This is a genomic window from Paenibacillus sp. TY11, from assembly GCF_059772165.1.
Genome location: NZ_JCBAIQ010000026.1, coordinates 49,162 through 67,792 on the forward strand (window position 1 = coordinate 49,162; position 18,631 = coordinate 67,792).

The window sequence follows — 18,631 nt, forward strand, 5'->3', positions numbered from 1 at the left end:
ATCGGAAGAATGATCCGTCCTCGTAGCGGCCTTTAACCGCATCACTGTCACTTAATCACTCCGCATTATATAGATGTAACACCCTTTTACACGGTAAAGTAGAAAGGTTGTACGCATACTGGCTTGGACACGGTTACTTGTTGCCCAGTGTAAGTCAAGCGACCGCTTGCCTTGTCCACTTTGAACGTAACAATGTTGTTGGTATCGCGGTTGGCCACGAGCATATGGTCACCATTTGGAGTCAAAGCAAAATGGCGCGGATGCTCGCCTTCAGCAGATACATGCTCGACCAGACTCAGCTTGCCTGTCGCAGCGTCTACAGCGTATACCACGATGCTGTCATGCCCACGGTTGGAACCGTACAGATAAGCACCATCCTGTGAAATCGCAATTTCAGCAGTTGTATTTTCGCCTGTAAAGTCAGACGGCAATGTCGGTACGCTCTCAAGCTCAGTGAGCTTGCCAGCCTCTGCATCGAATGCAAAAGAAGTAATGGAAGAATCCACTTCATTAATAACAAAAGCAAATTTGCCGTTCGGGTGGAACGTCAAATGACGTGGACCTGCACCTGCATGGGTTTTCGTTTCACCATGAAGCACCAATTGTCCTTTGCTGCCATCAATGGTGTAAACACGGATCAGATCCAGACCGAGATCTTGTACGAACAGGAAGCGACCGTCCGGACTAAAGAAACTGGAATGTGGATGTGGACGATCCTGACGTTCAGGATGCGCTCCTTTGCCCTCGTGCTGTTTAACATCCAGCAACTCACCGATACGTCCGTCCTCAGTCAGAGACACCAGCCCCACCATACCTCCGTGGTAGCTGACTACAATAAGGTAACGATCAGATGGATCACGCTGAATGTGGCAAGTTGTTGCCCCAACGTTTTCCGCGCGATTCAGCAATGTAAATGTTCCTTTGACCGGGTCAATTTCAAAAGCAGCGGCTTCGCCTACCTTCGCTCCTGAAGCAGAAGTCGTCTCTCCAATGGAGTACAGCTTCTGGTTTTTGACGTCTACATTCAAGAATGTAGGATTTTTCAAGCCGGAGAACTCATCCTGTAATGTAAGTGCTCCTGTCTGTTCATTAAAAGTGTACGAATAAACTCCGTTACCTTCCAATTCGGCGTAAGAGCCTGCGAATACGAGCAATTTTTGTTGTGCTGCCATGGTTGTGTCCTCCTTGAATTAAAAAAATGATGGGCAATTGGAATGATTGCTCCTGTTACAAATATCGCTTTAAGAGGCGCGCTCCACCATGGGCTCTGTAGACAAAGCCACATTTCCCGCTACGGCACGCGAGATCATGCATGAGGTTTCTGCCTGCTCTGTCAGTCGCAATGCTTGTTCGATCTGCGATTCTGTCGCATCGGCGGCCAATTGAACCCGCGGACGATGCACAATTCGGCGATATGTAAAAATATTGTTCGTTACATCGACAATCCCTTCGGATTCCAGCGCCAGTGATGCCACCGGGAGACTGGCACGCTCCATCATCGCCGCCAAGGTAATCAAATAGCAGGTAGCAGCAGCACCGAGCAGCATTTCATCCGGATTGGTGCCCACACCGGGGCCCCCCATTTCAGCCGGGATCGAAATCGCAGTCCGCAACTGCCCAGCCTCAATACGACCGTGGCTGTTGCGCCCCCCGTTCCAGTCTGCCTTGAGCAGAAAGGTATGCTCCATTTCAGGTCACTCCTCTCTCTTGTATTATGAATCTTTACACAGGTGAATGTAAAGGTTAGTCAATCTCCTGATTTTTGGTTTCCGTACCCAGCAACCACACAGCCACTGCTCCGATCAGGATAGCTACGAAGAAAATTGCAAAGATGGATGGTAATGCTACACCCTGTCCTACGAGTATACCGACCGCAAAAGGCCCGATAACGCCTCCAATACGACCAAACGCAGCCGCCATACCCACACCGGTAGAGCGTACGGCTGTCGGATACAATTCCGGGGTATAGGCGTACATGGCTCCCCATGCACCGAGATTAAAAAAGGACAAGCAGATACCAGCAGCCAGCAGCATTCCTGCCGTTTCCGAGGTGCCAAACCAAATGGCTGACACTGCCGTCAGCAGCAAGTAAATGACCAGCACGAATTTGCGGCCCAGCTTTTCAATCAAATAAGCGGCGGTAAAGTAACCTGGTAGTTGCGCAAGCGTCATGATCAGGACATACTCAAAGCTTTTAACCAGTTCAAACCCCTTCATAAACATAATGCTCGGTAACCACAAGAACATGCCGTAGTATGAAAATACAACCGTAAACCATAAAATCCACAGCATTAGCGTAGACTTGCGATTGGGTCCCGACCAAATAGAAGCCAATCGTGCACGCAACGGAAGTTTAACGCTTTGCTGCTTGTATCGCGGAGAATCCTCAATAGCTCTGCGCAAATAAAGAGCGTACAGCGCAGGTACTGCGCCGAGAATAAAAGCCATCTGCCAACCATACTTCGGAATAACAAAATAGGCAATAAGAGCTGAAAGAATCCAGCCTGCCGCCCAGAAGCTTTCCAGCAACACAACTGCTCTCCCGCGTTCTTTCACAGGCACTGATTCTGATACCAGCGTCGAAGCAACAGGCAATTCCCCACCCAAACCTGCACCTGCAATAAACCGCAGCACGAGCAGCATACCGAGACCTGTTGCCAAAGCTGATAAACCACTGGCAATAGAAAAGATCAACAGTGTCCACACTAATATGGCGCGTCTGCCGTAGCGATCCGCCAAAATTCCCGCCAAAGCGGCCCCGAATACCATTCCTATCGAATTCATCGCAGTCAGCAGACCAATCTGCTCTGATCCCAGATGCCAATCCTTAGCCAACGCTGCGACTATAAATGAAAGCAGCCCCACATCCATAGCATCAAACAGCCAACTGAGCCCTGCGCTAAACAGCAATTTTCTTTTTTTGGCTGGTGGTAATGAAGTTAATTCACTCATGATTCGCTCTCCCTTAAAAATGCATCGTATGTAGACGTATATTCAGGTGTCTTGTCACCTGTAGCCTAGCATCTATTGTACCTCAAGCTTCCTTAATCCGCGAGCTTTTTAACGCAGAAAAAAGCGGAAGATTGCCTACGGCAATTCTCCCGCCTTCTGGAACTTGACACTTACCGGTTTTGGACCAGACCGATGATCGTCACCATGAGCACCAGCAGCTGGATGAGTGTATCATTACTCATTCCAATCGCCTCCATCCCATATGAGATACTCCTTCGGCCGTTTCCCCTCTCCCCGGATCATGACGCTTGTTCCCCAATACATACCTATGCAGGTGGCGGGAGGCTTATGATCAATAATGGATAAAAATCTCCATATGTTTAAGGTTTAATCCAGGACCACTGCAAATCCATTTCCTGAATGCATTCACGGTTATCATGTTCATCATTGGCCACCAGCGGGGTCACCGGATAAATGCTCATGTCGCCTTGCTCATACGTGCGCAGCATCGGCAGCAGCTCATCTACGTTCTGGACAGACGGATTCAGCCATGCATCTATATGGTCAGCTTCCAGAATAGCCGGCATACGGCTGTCAAATTCACGTATATCCGCATTGGCCTGAACCGTCATCATCGTACAGGTGCGTAACGGCTCCTTTCGACTATCCTGCCATACTTCATATAGCCCCGCGACCGCAAACATTCTCTGTGCCGGCAGTACCACTCGTACAGCACACATGCGTTTACCCAATTTTCTCCAATAATAAAATCCATTGCAAGGAATGATACAGCGCCGGGTTTCCGCCATCTTGCGATAACTCGGATTTACCCGAACCGTATTCAAGTCTGCATTGACACAATCCTTGCCCCAGTAGGGGATAAATCCCCAGCGAAATTCATCAAGCACCCGTTCTCCATCCTGATGCAGCACAATTGGGACATGCTGGGTGGGACTCATGTTATAGCGTGTTTTATAATAATACATCACCCGTTGTATACCAAAATGATCCCTTACCTCATCCAAATCAGCCGATAACGAAAACCTTTTGCACATATGCAATTCATCCTTCCGCTTTTTTCACCTATTGTGCGGATATACAAGGAAAAATATGCATAAAGCAAAAAAACCATAGCAAAACATATAGCAATATCCCCGCAGTTGTGAAGCTACGGGGATAGATACTAGCTTATATCGTTATTACTTCTTTTCTACCGCGTGACCGCCAAATTCATTGCGCAACGCAGCAACTACTTTCCCGTTGAACGTATCCGCATCAAGAGAACGGTAGCGCATCAGCAGGGACAAAGCAATGACTGGAGTTGCCGCCTGAATGTCCAGTGCTTCCTCAACCGTCCATTTTCCTTCGCCAGAAGAGTGCATAACCCCACGGATTTCATCCAGATTCGCATCTTTGGAAAATGCACGTTCAGTCAAGCCCATCAGCCAAGAGCGAATAACGGAACCATTGTTCCAAACACGAGCTACTTGCTCATAATCAAAGTCAAAGCTGCTTTTTTCCAGCACTTCAAATCCTTCACCAATGGAGGCCATCATGCCGTATTCCACACCGTTGTGAACCATTTTGAGAAAATGTCCGCTACCGGATTTACCTGCATATAGATAACCATTTTCTACTGCTGTATCGCGGAAAACAGGCTCAACAATCGCCCATGCTTCAGGATCGCCACCGATCATGTAACAAGCGCCATTGCGTGCACCTTCCATCCCGCCGGAAGTTCCTGCATCCATGAAGCTGATACCATATTCTTTCAGACGGGCATGACGAGCAATGGACTCTTTGTAATGAGAATTGCCACCTTCAATAATGATGTCCCCTTTGGACAACATCGGTTGAAGCTGATCCAGCACAGAATCAACAATTTGGTGAGGAACCATAATCCACAGCACTCTAGGGGATTGAGTAGCCTGCACAAGCTCTTCTAATGTAGAAGCACCTGTAGCTCCATAATCCTTCATTTCTTGGATTGCGGCTGCATTGACGTCATAAGCGACAACTTCATGCTTATGATCGATCAAGTTTTTTCCGAGATTCAAGCCCATTTTTCCTAAACCAATTAATCCTACTTGCATTGTAAAGGCCTCCTGCCGTAGCAAAAATATATTTTGTGTACACTTTCTTGTTGATGTTAAGAACGAACGACTGCTTTTTCAGAGCTTTCGGACTTTTGGTCCAGCCACCATGTAAAGCCTTGTTCCTCCAACAATTTGTCCGAAGCTTCTGGACCATAGGAGCCAGCCGCATAGGTGTGAAGTGGAACTTCACCCCGAGCAAAAGCTTCCAGTACAGGTTGAACCCATACCCATGAAAGCTCAACTTCGTTCCAATGCGCAAAAAAGGTGGAATCGCCGCGCAGCGCATCAAAGATGAGGCGTTCATAGGCCTCTGGTACATCTTTGGCCTCGGAATTATAATTCATCAGAACTGTCTCCAGTTGACCATTGTTCAGCGGGTCTCTACTATTCAGACGCAGCGTTACCTTTTCATCCGGGTTTACATGAATGATAAGCAAGTTCGGGTCGGATGGCTGCCCTTGAGCGGCATAAGGATCTGTGCTGTCCTTTTTGAATTCTACGACAATACGAGTGGATTTTTCTTTCATGCGTTTGCCGGTACGAATATAGAACGGCACACCAGACCATTGCTCATTGTCAATCCATAGGCGAGCTGAAATGAAAGTATCATTTTGCGAATCAGGCCCGATATCCGGCTCTTCTTTATAGGAAGGGACTGCTTTTCCGTTGATCTCACCGTTGGTATATTGTCCTCTAACCACGTTGGAAGCAATGTCGGAAGGATCCAGCGCACGAAGCGCGTCCATAACCTTACTTTTTTCGTCACGCACCTGATCAGCCGTGACATGTCCCGGCTTGTTCATAGCGGTCATCATCAACACCTGCAGCATGTGATTTTGTACCATGTCACGAATAGCGCCGGAATGATCGTAGTATCCTGCTCGCTCCTCGACCCCTACGGTCTCGGAAGCGGTAATTTGTACATTGGCGATGTACTGATTGTTCCATACCCCTTGAAGCAATGGATTAGCAAATTTTAAGGCTTCCAGGTTTTGCACCATTGGCTTACCTAAGTAATGGTCAATACGATAAATCTCATCCTCAGCAAATGTTCTGCTCAAGCGATCATTCAGCTCACGTGCTGATTCCAGATCATGTCCAAACGGTTTTTCGATAATGAGCCGTTTCCAACCCTTAGTTTCGGCTAAACCACTTTCCCGAATATTGAGGGCAATCACATCAAAAAATTCCGGTGCCACCGATAAGTAAAACATGCGGTTCCCCGGAATTCCCAAGTCATTTTCACGTTGCTCAGCAAGCTGTAGCAGCTTTTTATAATCTTCCGGGTGATTGACGTTCAATGCGCTGTAACGGAAAGCACTTAGGAATTGATCCATCTGTGCACGGTCATCATTCACGTGTCTGGAAAAATCCTTAATGGATTGCTCTACATTACTTTGAAACTGCTCGTCAGCCACTTCACGACGCCCCATCCCAATTACAGAGAAGGAAGCCGGAATTTTACCTTCTACAAACAAATTATACAAGGCAGGGTAAATTTTGCGTTTAGCCAAATCCCCTGTCGCTCCAAATAAGATAAATGTCATTGAATCCATGAAATATTCCTTCTTCCCATTATAAAAGATGAGGTTATTAAAAGTTACCTGAGGAATTAACGTAACCCATAATACACCCAAAATAAGGGGCAAGTCAATCAAATTTTAGCGAAATCGTGAACATTCGATATATCCTGTAATGATAACGTTTTCTGTGGTATGATTGACGAAAGGAAAGAGAAAAAACTGTTAAAAATGTCACGGTTGATACAAAGCGATATAGTTACTATTGGTATACAGAGTTACTTTTAGTATACTGTTTAAAACAACAATGAAATTGAGGGGATTCAGATGAGCGACGACAGGCAGCCTAAGCTTTTGTGCGGTAAGGTGGAACAGTCCTTTCAGATCATCAGCAAAAAATGGACCGCTCTCATCATTCATACTTTGATGGAACATCCCAAACGATTTAGTGAAATTCACGTCTCCATACCTGATCTTAGCAAGCGCATGCTGAACGAACGCATAAAGGAACTAGAGCTTTCCGGCCTGATCCTTCGCAATGTCATCACAGAGCGGCCTGTGCGTACCGAGTATTCGCTGACACGCAAGGGTAAAGAGCTAGGTGATGCATTGAATGGTGTGGAGAGCTGGGCCGAGAGATGGCTTTAACCGCTAACAGGAGATCGTCACACACGGTCTCCTGTTATTGTGTTACCCCATGTGGATCATAATACAAGCTATAATACAAAAATAGTGGGACGACCACACAACAGCTCATGATTTCAGAATGAGCCGAGAAAGGATGAGACCGATGGCATTTGGTATTACCCGGCAGGAGCTTATGACCTGGAAAAGAGAGGTCAGTCGTGGTGAAATTGCTTTTCTGACGCATTACTGGCTGGATGATCGCTTTCCAGGCATTACAACCGTCACCAAGGTAGGCTGTTCTGATTTGGACAAGCTGCGCTTATGGTGCAAAAATAACGGATTGGACCCCCAATATATTCATCAGCGTCAGCCCTATCCTCATTTTGATCTTATCGGCAACAAACAAACGGAAATTTTACGTAAGTACGGCATGAGCGATCAATTGAAACGCTTCGAGCTTCATCTTCAAACGAGTACACGCTCACCGTTCTAAACCGCAGCTCTCAGAGCTGCGGTACTTTTGTTTCTTTACCAGATAATACCTTGTGTATCCAGATCGCTGACATAGCTCCTTCCCCCATTGCGACAGTCGCTTGCTCGGCATGGGCTCCTAAATCTCCGGCTACCCATACATTTTCCACATTTGTCATTTTGCTGCGGGGGTGAGTCTCAATATGCTTGTTATGCAACAAATGTACGCCCAGTTGCTCTGCCAGCTCTGAATGAACATGATTGCTACCAAAAGCTAAAAAGCCCCGCTCCGCCCGAACCACATGTCCATCAGCCAGCCGCACTCCTTCAAAACATCCCGGATTTCCCGTTATAATCTCAGAAATGGCTGCTTCCTTATAGTCAATCCCTTTTTCCCGCAGCTTCACGATCAGCTCGTCCGGCACCTCTGAACGTTCATGATTGACATAAACAAGATGATCGGTACGTGCTGACAAGATCAGGGCCATGTAAGCTCCTGCTTTGCCCGCCCCCATGACGACTGTGCTGCGATCCTGAACCTCATAACCGTCACAGTCCGGGCAAACATACACACTATTGCCTAAGCAGGCTTGTAGCCCTTCCAGCTTCGGAAAACGGTCAGTTAGCCCTGTGGCCAACAAGAGCGTCTTTGACGAATACACGGATCCTGCCTCTACTTGAATGTCAAAAAGCTCATCTCTTTTGGTGGCTTTTACCGCCTTCCCTTCAACAAATTCAGAACCTAGTTTCGTGGCTTCATTACGTCCAAGCCGTCGCAGCTCTTCACCAGAAATTCCGTCAGGAAAGCCCAAAATATTATGATACTGGTGGCACAGCGTAGATCGACCATAGCCCGAATCTATGACCAGAACCCGATGACTACTGTATCTTCCCAATTGAATCGCTGCTTGCAATCCGGCAATTCCCCCACCAACAATAATGCAATCATAGTTCATATCTTTTCCTCCTTCGAATACGTGCTATCCTAGACATCTGCGTAAAACCGCAATAACACCTATGTAAACTTCTCAACCAATTTTAAACATAATATCACCCACTTACGGATGAATTAACCCCTATACCCGTGTATATCAATAGGTTACATGTCTAAAAAATGGAATGACAAAGAGCACTGTGGATACCCACAGTGCTCTACTCAGGCCGAACCTGAATCGTCCTTATATCGTGAAAATTATTTAAATGTTTTTACGCGTTCTTCAACAGGTTGGAATTCTTTTTCACCTGGTTGGAATGTCGGTTTACCGAATGGCATTTCAGCAATCAGTTTCCAATGCTCAGGAATATTCCATTCGTTTTTCACTTTTTCGTCGATCAAAGGGTTGTAATGCTGAAGGGATGCGCCCAGTCCTTCTTGTTCCAGAGCCGTCCATACAACCAATTGCAGCATACCATTAGATTGGTTGGACCAGATTGGGAAATTGTCTGCATATGCTTCAAATTGTTGTTGCAGACCAGCTACCACGTTATTGTCTTCAAAAAACAAGACCGTTCCGTAGCCACTGCGGAACCCGTTCATTTTCTCAGCAGTAGATTTAAATTGCTCCTCATTGCCTACCACTTCGCGCAAAATATCTTCTGTAATATTCCACAGTTTGTCATGGTGCTCTCCGAGCAACACCACAGCGCGTGAAGTTTGGGAGTTGAAAGAGGTAGGTGTGTACTTAACAGCTTCCTCTACAATCTCTTGAATCCGTTGATCAGAAATTACTTGTTCTTTGCTAATACCATAATAGGAGCGTCTTTCTTTCAGAGCTGTGAAGAAGTCTTTAGACATTTTTGTTACCTCCTGAGAAAAATTAATTACTTTTCGTAACTTAATATATATTATACTTATCTTAAAGTCAAGAGATTTCTTTTTAAATATTACCAGTTGCTTGAGGATTATACGCCGTCCCTGTATTTTTTCTCACTGGAAGAGGTGTGCTTGGTTGCGTCCTTGTCTCTCTCCTCCTGCTTTTCCATCTTCAAATCCTCTACGGGAATGGCGTCTACCGTTTGCTCAATTTCAAAACGGTCGAACAAGCTTTCCTGCTCTGTCGGATACTGCTCTGCATGATCTCGATTTATCGGTTGCTCCTGATGTTTAGACTCCGTTGTCCCTTTCCCCGTCTGTCCTTTCTGCTCATTCTGATGGTGCAGGTTATCTTCAAATGGGGCCATTTTACTTCCCTCCCTATCGGATTGGTGTCCACAGTATACTTTTACCTTTCAGGTCGGGGATTAAACGCAAAAAAGAGAAAATCTCCGCAAAGATTTTCTCTACTCATGTTCTTATAGATGGTTGACTGGATTATTCCGAGCTGGATTTACCGGTGCACTCATGAAAAAGATGAGGTTCCAGCTTTTCTCCCATTACGAGCTTCTTCACCAGTTGAGTGCCCGAGGCGGGGGTCATTTGACCATACCAGTCCCCTTGAGGATATACGATCACAACCGCAGCATCATGACAACGGCCATTACAGCGAGTTCTGGTCGTGTGAATATACGCTTCTACATTTTGTTCACGAATTTCATCCCGAATTGCCTGTGTAACTTCTTCACCCTCATGCCGCATACACGTGCCACCATTGCAGATCAACACATGGTGCTTCATCGGTTCTAATTCAAAAATAGCCATAGCTTCCCCTTTAATCAACAGTTGTTGGTTTTAAATCAATGTTTATCTGGATAAAGAACAAGCTGTGCTTCCATCTGTCCGGCTTCAATCGTCAGTACGATAAATGAATATTCGTCTTCGCCGCGTTTGTCCGTCGGAGACCCCGGATTAAGGACAAGCAGATCGTCTATCTTTTTGACTATCGGAATATGCGAATGTCCATAAATCAGGCAATCCAGCGTTTCTCCCTTAAACGTATTCAGCGCGATATTTTCTGTCGAGCCTCGCCAGCCATGGCCGTGAACCATACCGATCCGCTTGCCTTCGACTTCTACGATTCGCTGATAGCCTAGACGCTCCACGATGTCCACTCCATCATTGTTTCCGGCAATTCCTTGCACAGGCGCAAATTCAGCTAGGCGTTCATATACGAACCAGTCCGTCCAGTCTCCGGCATGGAGAATGAGGTTACTGCCTTTTAACTCCTGTACAAGCCGACTAGGAAGCATTTTGCTTCTATGCGGCATATGAGTGTCTGAAAGTACGATGATTTTCATATAAATTCTCCTTACCGGCGTCTTTAGACGGATGGACTCTGTTGCCCAACCCGCTGCTGGAGCGCCTGCTCCAGATCCCGTAGCGTAACGGTTTCAAAAAAAGCCTGTATTTTCTGCTCTGCCACGATATATAAACCGTCCAACAAAGCGTCTATGTTCCTGCCTACCTCGCAATTATGATTGCTGTCGGTATGGATAGCGAACAGCGGACCTTCATCCTTGGTCGCTTCATAGATCATTTTAAGATTTATGTTTGAACTGGACATGCTCAGACGGAAGCCGCGTGCTCCTGGCGATGAATCAACCAAACCAGCTTGCTTGAGTCGGCTCATAATTCTTCTCACAACCACCGGGTTTGTATTGATGCTGGAAGCAATAAGTGACGATGTCATTCGCTCCGGTGCCCCTTCAGCCAGAAGAAGCAGACAATGGATACTAACGGAAAAATGGGTACTCATGTTAACCACCTTTATATGTGTGCCTCATTAAATGTTGGGTAATATGCATGTTTCCATCATACCACAATAGAGGCACCGACACAGCGCTTACTGCACCTTACTCCGGAAAATAGTCATTTTCAGGACGTACTCGCACTTTTAATTGGCGTACACTATATTCCAACTGCTTAACGATATCCTCCAGTTGACGACGGTCAAGTGCATTAAGGTCGGCGGCAGGCTTGGGTGCATTTTTCAAATCACGTATGGTTGCCTGCTGCTCCTGCCACTTGTCCATCAGATCGGCTATATTCGCATAAAAGCGTTCATAATCCTTGATCACTTCATCCAGAAAGGCATCCACCTCGTCCGGATCATAGCCGCGCATTTTATTTTTAAACTGTTTCTCATGAATGGAGAGCGCGTCCAGCTGAATGCCCAGTTGTTTAAACAACTGCTTTTGCTTATCCAGACGACGCTTCATATGTTCATCCATCGGTTATTCCCTCCTTAACACACTATTCTTTTTATATCACATTCTAGGCTGGGAATAAAAGCCTCTACTGATTGCCTAGCCCTATGAGCGGGTATAAAAGAGCATACGTGCAACTTATCCAGACCACGAAGGGGAGAGATAATCATGAGCCATTTGAACGATTCGCAGCTTGCAGAGCTGAAACATATGTTGCTAGAGCAGAAAAAGGATTTAGAAAAACATTTTAAACAAAACGGTCAGGAAAACGCTCAATTGGGAGAAACACTAACGGATTCCACAGGCGAGCTCTCATCCTATGATAACCACCCCGCAGATATAGGGACAGAAACCTTTGAACGGTCCCGTGATCTGGCGATTAATGATTCGCTGGAAAACGAGCTGGAGCAGGTCAATGCAGCCCTTCAACGGATGAAAGATGGAACATACGGAATATGTGTGGAGAGCGGGGAAGAAATTCCTTTTGAACGGTTGCAAGCCATTCCATATACAGCCTATACAGTCGAGCATACTCCAAATCGAGAATTATCTAATGACCGCCCAATAGAGGAACACGTCATGACTCCGCCGCCCAAAGGTGTAGGTGAGGTTCGCCAACGGAATGCAGGACGATTTGACGATGCGGGCGCATGGGACGCAGTGGAAAAATACGGCACATCGAACTCACCTGCAACAGCCGCCAAGCGCGATGTCACAGATTATGATGAAAATATGTGATGCTATATGCTTATGTATTCGTCCATCTAAAAAAAGCAGCTTGTCCTTTTTGACAGGCTGCTTTTTTATATCTTCCGGGAATACGGTTATCCCGCTTATCCAATTTCTATCCGTTTCCGACTGCGAGCTGACTCAATACAAGCGTCGATCACCTTCATATTGCTTACCGCATCTTCTGGTTCATACGGCAACGGGACCCCATCAAGCACCGCTTCGGCAAAAGCATCCGCTTGCAGTTCAAAGGAATTAAAACCTTTCAGACGTTCCTCGCGCGTAACCGAACCGACATGGACAAAAATTTGCGGTACAACAGACGTTCTTTCCCAACCGAACATTTTGGGCATCGCAATCGTACCCTTGCTACCGAGAATCTCCATGTTGGAACGGTTGGCTGCCCACATGCCACAATCGAAAGTAAGGTTTACTCCACCCGGAAATTCCAGCAAGCCGGATGCCATCATATCGACATTGTCATGCTCCGGGGAAAATAAGGCGTGTACCGTCACTGCCTCCGGCTCCCGATCCAAATACATACGAGCCGCTGATATCGGATAGACGCCCACATCATATAACGAGCCGCCGCCCATGCTTTTATTAAAGCGCACATTATCTGCCTGATCGGTATTGTTAAACGTAAACGTGCAATGAATGCCGCGAATGTCACCAATTTCCCCACTATTGATGATTTCCTTAATTCTTCGATGTTTTGGATGATAGCGATACATAAAAGCTTCTGCAAAGATCACTCCTGCACTTTCACATGCTTCAATCATGCGGCTTGTCCCGGCCGAGCTAAGAGAAGATGGTTTTTCGCACAAAACGTGCTTCCCAGCCTCCGCTGCCCGAATGGTCCACTCTTCATGCAGATGATTCGGTAACGGGATGTACACCGCTCCGATTTCGGGATCAGCCAACAGTTCATCATAGCTTCCATAACTTTTCGGAATATCGAACTCCCGGGCGGCCTCAGCGGCTTTATCCGCATTACGGCTAGCAATCCCAAGCACTTCTCCGCGTTCGGATTGCTGAATCGCCGGAATTACAGCGATTTTGGCGATCTCCGCAGTGCCTAAAATTCCCCATTTCAGCTTTCTACCCATCATTCTCATCCTTTCGTAGTTAGGAATAGTTGTCTTGTTCCGCTTTATGCAGCATACCTAAGCAACGGTCCAAATCGGCTTTGACCTGCTTCTTGTACAGTCGGGCTTTCTCCTCCCCATCATCTGTAAAGTGATAGAGTACGATCTCCTGAAAATCCACGCGCGGGTCTGTTCCTTTCAATCGTTTGGTACGGTAAAAAACGCCTTCCTGCACCAGCTCATGCAGCGCCCGGTAGACCTCGCTCTGAGGCGGAACATATCCGAAACCACTAAACTCATCCTTCATTGATTCGAGCATCTGATATCCATAACCGCGATGCCTCTCCACCATTGTGATCAGATAAATTTTGATAAAAGCCCGCTGGGATATCATAAACGCCATTTCACAGCCTCCTCCACACCTTATTCATGCACCTTATCTTCCATTATAAACCACTCTGCGTCCATACACTATTTCCTTTAATGATATAAGAGCTTATGAGAATTCTCCGTCTCTTGTGACCTGTTTTAAGATGGCGAGAGATATAGAATGAGGCGTTATATGGTAGTGTGCGTAGTGGTGAGAAGTGATTTTATTCTTTTCTGTTGTGAATTTTTCATATATTGAAATAATATAATAAAAGATTAAAAAAATAGAGTTATAAGATTACGAAGATTGGATTAATTTTTTCAAGGCCTCCGTATCGTTACTTGTCAAAACAGGAATATATTCTGTTATTTTTTGAATATCCCAGTTCCACCATTTCAGTGCTTTGAGTATAGCTATAGTTTCCTCATCAAACCGATAGCGAATTAATTTTGCAGGATTTCCTCCTACAATGGAATATGGCAGAACATCTTTAGTCACCACGGCATTTGACGCAATGATCGCGCCATCACCAATATGAACTCCGGGCATAAGGGTAGCATTGTAGCCTATCCAAACATCGTTTCCAACCACAGTGTCCCCTTTGTAGCCCCCACTTAAATTGGGTAAACCGACTTCCCAATCTCCGCCAAACGCTCCAAAAGGAAAAGTGGTAAACGCATTTGTATTGTGATTAGCACCATTCATAATAAATTTGGCTTTGGCTGCAATCGCGCAAAACTTACCAATTTTTAGTTTGTCCCCTATAAAATCAAAATGATAAAGGACGTTTTTCTCAAAATCCAAAGGGTTATCACCATCGTCATAATAGGTATAATCCCCGATTTCGATATGTGGATTAACCACTACATTGTTCAAAAAACACAGGCTTCTAATATTTTTCATCGGAAAAACGCTTCTTGTATCTGGTCCACTCATTTAGCGACCCTCCCATATGATATGGCTTCACCTTACAGGTAAAGGCACATCCAGTCTATCAGTATGTATACTATTAAACAAATGTAGATAGAAAAGTATCCCTTGGCCTTATTTCTTGGCTTCGGGATACTCCTTGTGTACATATGTGATTGGGTTATCAAATCAAGCTTGCTTTTGTAAGGCTGGCGGACCTCCAGTCGGGCGAGGACGAACCCGAAGCCCCACGATCCATTTGCCCAGAGACAAACGTGCCAGCAGCCATGTGCCAGCAACGGAAAAGACCATGCAGAGAACGAATGAAGCCAGCGTACGAAGAACGTGGCTCCAGTCTGCAAACAACGCCTCGTCAAAATAGTAGGTCACACGCAGCATAAAGGCATGCATGAGATACGCTCCATAGGACAACGTTCCGATGGCCGTCAGCATACTCGCCGCACGTCCCCCCTTATGAGCAATCCACGTCGCTACCCGATAAGCTACAAAAATAGACGCAACGCAATATACAGCCATGACCGGACGCAGCAGAGACAAATAGTTAAAGGAAAGAACTGTACCTCGCGGCGTCTGGAACTGACCGATCATCTCATACAGTAAGTAGCCTGTAATCACGATAAACAACGGCCAGTATATCATCTGTGCTTTGGTTACCCAAGCATTCCAACGCTTGACGTTCATCCCGGCTGCCGCTCCTAACACAAAATAAAAGAAAAAGTAGATCACATTCCGGTCAGCGTATAGGGTAAACCAAGAGGTAATGACCGGGAGTTGGAGCTTATCCATCGCTTGGTATACAGGTCCAACTGCGAACATGAGCAAAATATATAATGCGCCGAATCCAACCAATGCAGCGGGTCGCCATTTTGACGGCAGTAGCGCAGACAAACGACGGACAGCATAACGAAACACGGGAAATAACACATAACATTGGATAATCATAACGATGTACCACAGATGATAGCTACTTTTCCCGTTCAAAAGCTTCTGGAAAAAATCTAGCGGGTGAATATATCCTCCACTTTGGACAAGCTGATTTCCCAATTCGTATAAAAGGGACCATATGATATAAGGAACGATGATGTCCATGAATCTTTTACGTAAAAACGTTCCGTACTTTAAGGCTCCATCATAATTGTAAAATAACACCATTCCAGTGATAAATACAAACACAGGAACTGCAAATTTGGAACACAGCAGTAAAAGTGTCATCAAAACCCCGTCCTGGATGCGCGCCCCCTGCGCAACCGCATAATGTGCGACGGAATGCTGAAGAACAACGGCTGCAAAAGCCAAGCCTCTCAGCAAAGCGACTTCGGAAATTCTCTCTTTTTGACTCATGTCACTCTCCTGTTACATCTAGCAATTTATAAATCCAGGATTTTTCAAAATCCTCAAATCTATTATAACGACAATTCTGTAAAAATATATAGAAGGTTAAACGTACCAACGGCAAGCAAAGCATCATTTATCTCAGGTTTATCACTGATTAACCATATGTAAAAGCAGCAGTCTCCCCTCTCGGGGAGACTGCTGCTGTAGAAACACCTATATACAAAGGAGAGAGACAGGCCCTCTGTATATCACTTTCTCAACTAGCCATGTGGTGTTTACAGGTTCCTTCTAGTATCTGTGTACGCATCTGTCCGCGTATCTGCCACCGTATCATCATATGTTCTGTAATGATCCGCATTCAGCGAACGGTTGGTGCGGAAAATATCATAAACATCCCTGTGATGCTCAGCGGAATCCACCAGCACTAAAATCTTGCCCTGATCGACGTACGTCTCGTATTGACGCGCGTCATCTTCCGGAATGCCCAGCCCAACCAGTCCACCGACCAAGCCACCTGCTCCCGCTCCGACAGCTGCTCCGGTAAGGGTAGCGGCGATAGGTCCAGCAGCCAAAATAGGTCCGATACCCGGTATAGCCAAGGCCCCGATGCCTGCCAGCAAGCCAGCGACACCGCCTACAACCCCACCGGTAGCCGCACCTGTGGCCACACCCTCCGGTGCTTTGGTGCCTGTCTCTTCATTAATCGCCCTTAGATCGTCACGGTCACGTGTGATCACAGAAATCTCACTGCTTGGAATTCCTTTGCTCTGCAATTGTCCAATCGCACGAGACGCTTCCTGTTCTGTATCAAAAACACCGACAATTTTCTTTTCGTTATAATCGTTTAAGTTATTAGCCATGATAGTTACCTCCCAATATTTTGGTGTTGAGTGGTTCGTTTTTCATTACCCCGCTATTATGACGTTTAAACGATTTTACAAAAATTCAAAAAGTCGATTAGCATAAAACAGCTTCTATTTAACGCTTTGGCTTTGCTCTGTTGGTCGCCACGGCTTCCAGTGGATCATCCGGCCAATAATGCTTGGGATACCTGCCCTTCAGGTCCTTTTTGACTTCAAAATAAGCCTCGCGCCAGAAGCTGGACAAGTCGGAAGTCACTTGGACAGGTCGCTGGGCAGGCGACAGCAAATGCAATACAATTGGCACACGTCCGCGTCCAATACGGGGCGTATCCCTCATGCCGAACAATTCTTGTAGTCGTACTGCCAGCGCGGGCGCCTCTGGATTTGAATAATCGACAGGAATACGGGAACCACTGGGTACACGGATATGAGTAGGTGCTTCCTGCTCAAGCTGCTGCCGCTGTTCCCAATCCAGTCTGCCAAGCAGCAATGCAGCACCGTCCAGCCGTTGCAGATCAGATACATTTTTGGCTCCAAGGGCAAAAGGCAACAGCCACGATTCCAGTGAATCCAGCAACGCCGATTCTGTGCTGTCTGGCCAATCTTCGGGGGCCGAGAAGTGCATAAAAATCAAACGCGCCTGCAACTGGAGGGTTTGCCGGTTCCATGATAGCAGCTTTAGACCGCGTTCACGGACACCCTGCATCAAGGCGGCAGCTATTTCCTCTGCCGGAGGTCGCTCATAGGACGTTTCTTTTAAAACGAGCGAGCCCAGCTGTAATACTTTACGGGCTCTCACTGCTGAGGCTGAGCTATCCCAGTATACGTTAGCTTGTTCCAACAGCATTTCACTGCAATGCTCGATCAGCTCTTGCAGTTCAATTGGTGCCGCCAACTGAATGGCACCGTCTGCCCCCTCGTCGTCCACTTCAGCGGCGACGAGATAGGGTGAACGCGACATCCACTCGACTTGTCGGAGTCGCGTCCCCCGGCCGCCGCTAAGCAAAAAGCGGCCATCTCCCCGGCCTTGCGCGATCCGATCCGGATACGCAAAGGCCAACAGCAGCCCGCAAGCCGCGGAGCCGTCAGGCTCGTCCTGCGCTGCGGCTACTGTCGGCAGTGTGGCTAGCAGCTGCCGGCTCTCCTGCACGATACGGCGAATCACCGTATCGTCTGCTGCCCGCAGCAGGCTGTGCGTGCTGCGGGCATGGGCCGCCTCGCGCAGGGCATCCAGTCGCGGGCGCAAATCCGTTCCGCCATGAGCGCGGAACGGGTCACGCTCTTGCAGCAGCGCAGCCAGACGGCTGGCAGTCGGGGCCAGACCGAGGGCCACAGCGCTCAGCAGCATGTGCCCGAGGCGCGGGTGTGTGCCCAGGGCGGACACCTCGCGCCCATGCGCGGTGATTCCGCCTGTAGTGCCATCGGCTGCTTCATCCAGGCAGCCGAGCTGGTGCAGCAGACCTGTGGCCTGGCGGTACGCGGCCTCAGGCGGGGCATCCAACCAGGCCAGCTCGGCGGGCTCGCGTACGCCCCAGGCCGCCAACTCCAGCGCGAGCGGGGCCAGATC

Annotated in this window: 22 protein-coding genes; 3 read left to right on the plus strand and 19 right to left on the minus strand. The window is 47.1% G+C overall.

Going from position 1 to position 18,631, the window contains the following annotated elements:
- Window positions 1–86: 86 nt before the first annotated feature.
- From AC6EJC_RS23095 to zwf, 6 genes are all read right to left on the minus strand, one after another.
- Window positions 87–1,172, minus strand: a complete 1,086-nt coding sequence (locus AC6EJC_RS23095; RefSeq protein WP_444955974.1) for a lactonase family protein — start codon at window positions 1,170–1,172, stop codon at window positions 87–89.
- Window positions 1,173–1,241: 69 nt separating this feature from the next.
- Window positions 1,242–1,688, minus strand: coding sequence for an OsmC family protein (locus tag AC6EJC_RS23100; RefSeq protein ID WP_444955975.1), 447 nt, complete (start codon window positions 1,686–1,688; stop codon window positions 1,242–1,244).
- A gap of 55 nt (window positions 1,689–1,743) precedes the next feature.
- The gene (locus AC6EJC_RS23105; RefSeq protein ID WP_444955976.1) at window positions 1,744–2,952 is read right to left on the minus strand and encodes an MFS transporter; all 1,209 of its coding nucleotides are present in this window, start codon (window positions 2,950–2,952) and stop codon (window positions 1,744–1,746) included.
- 380 nt (window positions 2,953–3,332) lie between these two features.
- Complete coding sequence (locus tag AC6EJC_RS23110) at window positions 3,333–4,007, minus strand: SOS response-associated peptidase (RefSeq protein ID WP_444955977.1); 675 nt, start codon at window positions 4,005–4,007, stop codon at window positions 3,333–3,335.
- Window positions 4,008–4,151: 144 nt separating this feature from the next.
- Window positions 4,152–5,045, minus strand: a complete 894-nt coding sequence (gene gnd / locus AC6EJC_RS23115) for a phosphogluconate dehydrogenase (NAD(+)-dependent, decarboxylating) (RefSeq protein ID WP_444955978.1) — start codon at window positions 5,043–5,045, stop codon at window positions 4,152–4,154.
- Window positions 5,046–5,101: 56 nt separating this feature from the next.
- Window positions 5,102–6,604 carry a glucose-6-phosphate dehydrogenase gene (gene zwf, locus AC6EJC_RS23120; protein ID WP_444955979.1) on the minus strand — a complete coding sequence of 501 codons (1,503 nt, stop codon included), beginning with the start codon at window positions 6,602–6,604 and terminating at the stop codon, window positions 5,102–5,104.
- A gap of 291 nt (window positions 6,605–6,895) precedes the next feature.
- On the opposite strand from zwf, the gene AC6EJC_RS23125 reads away from it, so the two are divergent.
- Together AC6EJC_RS23125 and AC6EJC_RS23130 are read left to right on the plus strand one after the other, a co-directional pair.
- Window positions 6,896–7,216 (plus strand): winged helix-turn-helix transcriptional regulator, encoded by a 321-nt coding sequence (locus tag AC6EJC_RS23125; protein ID WP_007430161.1) that lies wholly within the window; start codon window positions 6,896–6,898, stop codon window positions 7,214–7,216.
- Between the two features lie 142 nt (window positions 7,217–7,358).
- Complete coding sequence (locus AC6EJC_RS23130; protein WP_444955980.1) at window positions 7,359–7,688, plus strand: hypothetical protein; 330 nt, start codon at window positions 7,359–7,361, stop codon at window positions 7,686–7,688.
- A 10-nt stretch (window positions 7,689–7,698) separates the two neighbouring features.
- Here the strand turns inward: AC6EJC_RS23130 and AC6EJC_RS23135 are convergent, their stop codons facing one another.
- The 7 genes from AC6EJC_RS23135 to AC6EJC_RS23165 form a co-directional block, all read right to left on the minus strand.
- Entirely contained in the window at window positions 7,699–8,622 is a 924-nt protein-coding gene (locus AC6EJC_RS23135; RefSeq protein WP_444955981.1) for an NAD(P)/FAD-dependent oxidoreductase, read from the minus strand.
- Between the two features lie 236 nt (window positions 8,623–8,858).
- Complete coding sequence (locus tag AC6EJC_RS23140) at window positions 8,859–9,461, minus strand: nitroreductase family protein (protein WP_444955982.1); 603 nt, start codon at window positions 9,459–9,461, stop codon at window positions 8,859–8,861.
- Window positions 9,462–9,568: 107 nt separating this feature from the next.
- Window positions 9,569–9,847 (minus strand): YczO family protein, encoded by a 279-nt coding sequence (locus AC6EJC_RS23145; protein ID WP_444955983.1) that lies wholly within the window; start codon window positions 9,845–9,847, stop codon window positions 9,569–9,571.
- Between the two features lie 130 nt (window positions 9,848–9,977).
- Complete coding sequence (locus AC6EJC_RS23150) at window positions 9,978–10,304, minus strand: (2Fe-2S) ferredoxin domain-containing protein (protein ID WP_444955984.1); 327 nt, start codon at window positions 10,302–10,304, stop codon at window positions 9,978–9,980.
- Window positions 10,305–10,339: 35 nt separating this feature from the next.
- Complete coding sequence (locus tag AC6EJC_RS23155) at window positions 10,340–10,840, minus strand: metallophosphoesterase family protein (RefSeq protein ID WP_444955985.1); 501 nt, start codon at window positions 10,838–10,840, stop codon at window positions 10,340–10,342.
- Window positions 10,841–10,863: 23 nt separating this feature from the next.
- Window positions 10,864–11,298 (minus strand): Rrf2 family transcriptional regulator, encoded by a 435-nt coding sequence (locus AC6EJC_RS23160; RefSeq protein ID WP_444955986.1) that lies wholly within the window; start codon window positions 11,296–11,298, stop codon window positions 10,864–10,866.
- 97 nt (window positions 11,299–11,395) lie between these two features.
- The gene (locus AC6EJC_RS23165; protein WP_444955987.1) at window positions 11,396–11,773 is read right to left on the minus strand and encodes a DivIVA domain-containing protein; all 378 of its coding nucleotides are present in this window, start codon (window positions 11,771–11,773) and stop codon (window positions 11,396–11,398) included.
- A 144-nt stretch (window positions 11,774–11,917) separates the two neighbouring features.
- Between AC6EJC_RS23165 and AC6EJC_RS23170 the strand changes: the two genes are divergently transcribed.
- The gene (locus AC6EJC_RS23170; RefSeq protein WP_444955988.1) at window positions 11,918–12,487 is read left to right on the plus strand and encodes a TraR/DksA C4-type zinc finger protein; all 570 of its coding nucleotides are present in this window, start codon (window positions 11,918–11,920) and stop codon (window positions 12,485–12,487) included.
- A gap of 95 nt (window positions 12,488–12,582) precedes the next feature.
- Here the strand turns inward: AC6EJC_RS23170 and AC6EJC_RS23175 are convergent, their stop codons facing one another.
- The 6 genes from AC6EJC_RS23175 to AC6EJC_RS23200 all read right to left on the minus strand — a co-directional run.
- Window positions 12,583–13,587, minus strand: a complete 1,005-nt coding sequence (locus AC6EJC_RS23175) for a Gfo/Idh/MocA family protein (protein WP_444955995.1) — start codon at window positions 13,585–13,587, stop codon at window positions 12,583–12,585.
- Between the two features lie 19 nt (window positions 13,588–13,606).
- A complete protein-coding gene (locus AC6EJC_RS23180) occupies window positions 13,607–13,969 on the minus strand; it encodes a replication termination protein (RefSeq protein ID WP_013310011.1) in 363 nt (120 codons plus the stop codon).
- A 264-nt stretch (window positions 13,970–14,233) separates the two neighbouring features.
- Entirely contained in the window at window positions 14,234–14,872 is a 639-nt protein-coding gene (locus tag AC6EJC_RS23185; RefSeq protein ID WP_444955989.1) for a CatB-related O-acetyltransferase, read from the minus strand.
- Window positions 14,873–15,034: 162 nt separating this feature from the next.
- Entirely contained in the window at window positions 15,035–16,207 is a 1,173-nt protein-coding gene (locus tag AC6EJC_RS23190) for an acyltransferase (protein ID WP_444955990.1), read from the minus strand.
- A 269-nt stretch (window positions 16,208–16,476) separates the two neighbouring features.
- A complete protein-coding gene (locus tag AC6EJC_RS23195) occupies window positions 16,477–17,061 on the minus strand; it encodes a general stress protein (protein WP_444955991.1) in 585 nt (194 codons plus the stop codon).
- 118 nt (window positions 17,062–17,179) lie between these two features.
- Window positions 17,180–18,631, minus strand: a 1,452-nt coding sequence (locus AC6EJC_RS23200; protein WP_444955992.1) for an ATP-dependent helicase C-terminal domain-containing protein, incomplete at its 5' end; no start/stop codon positions are given.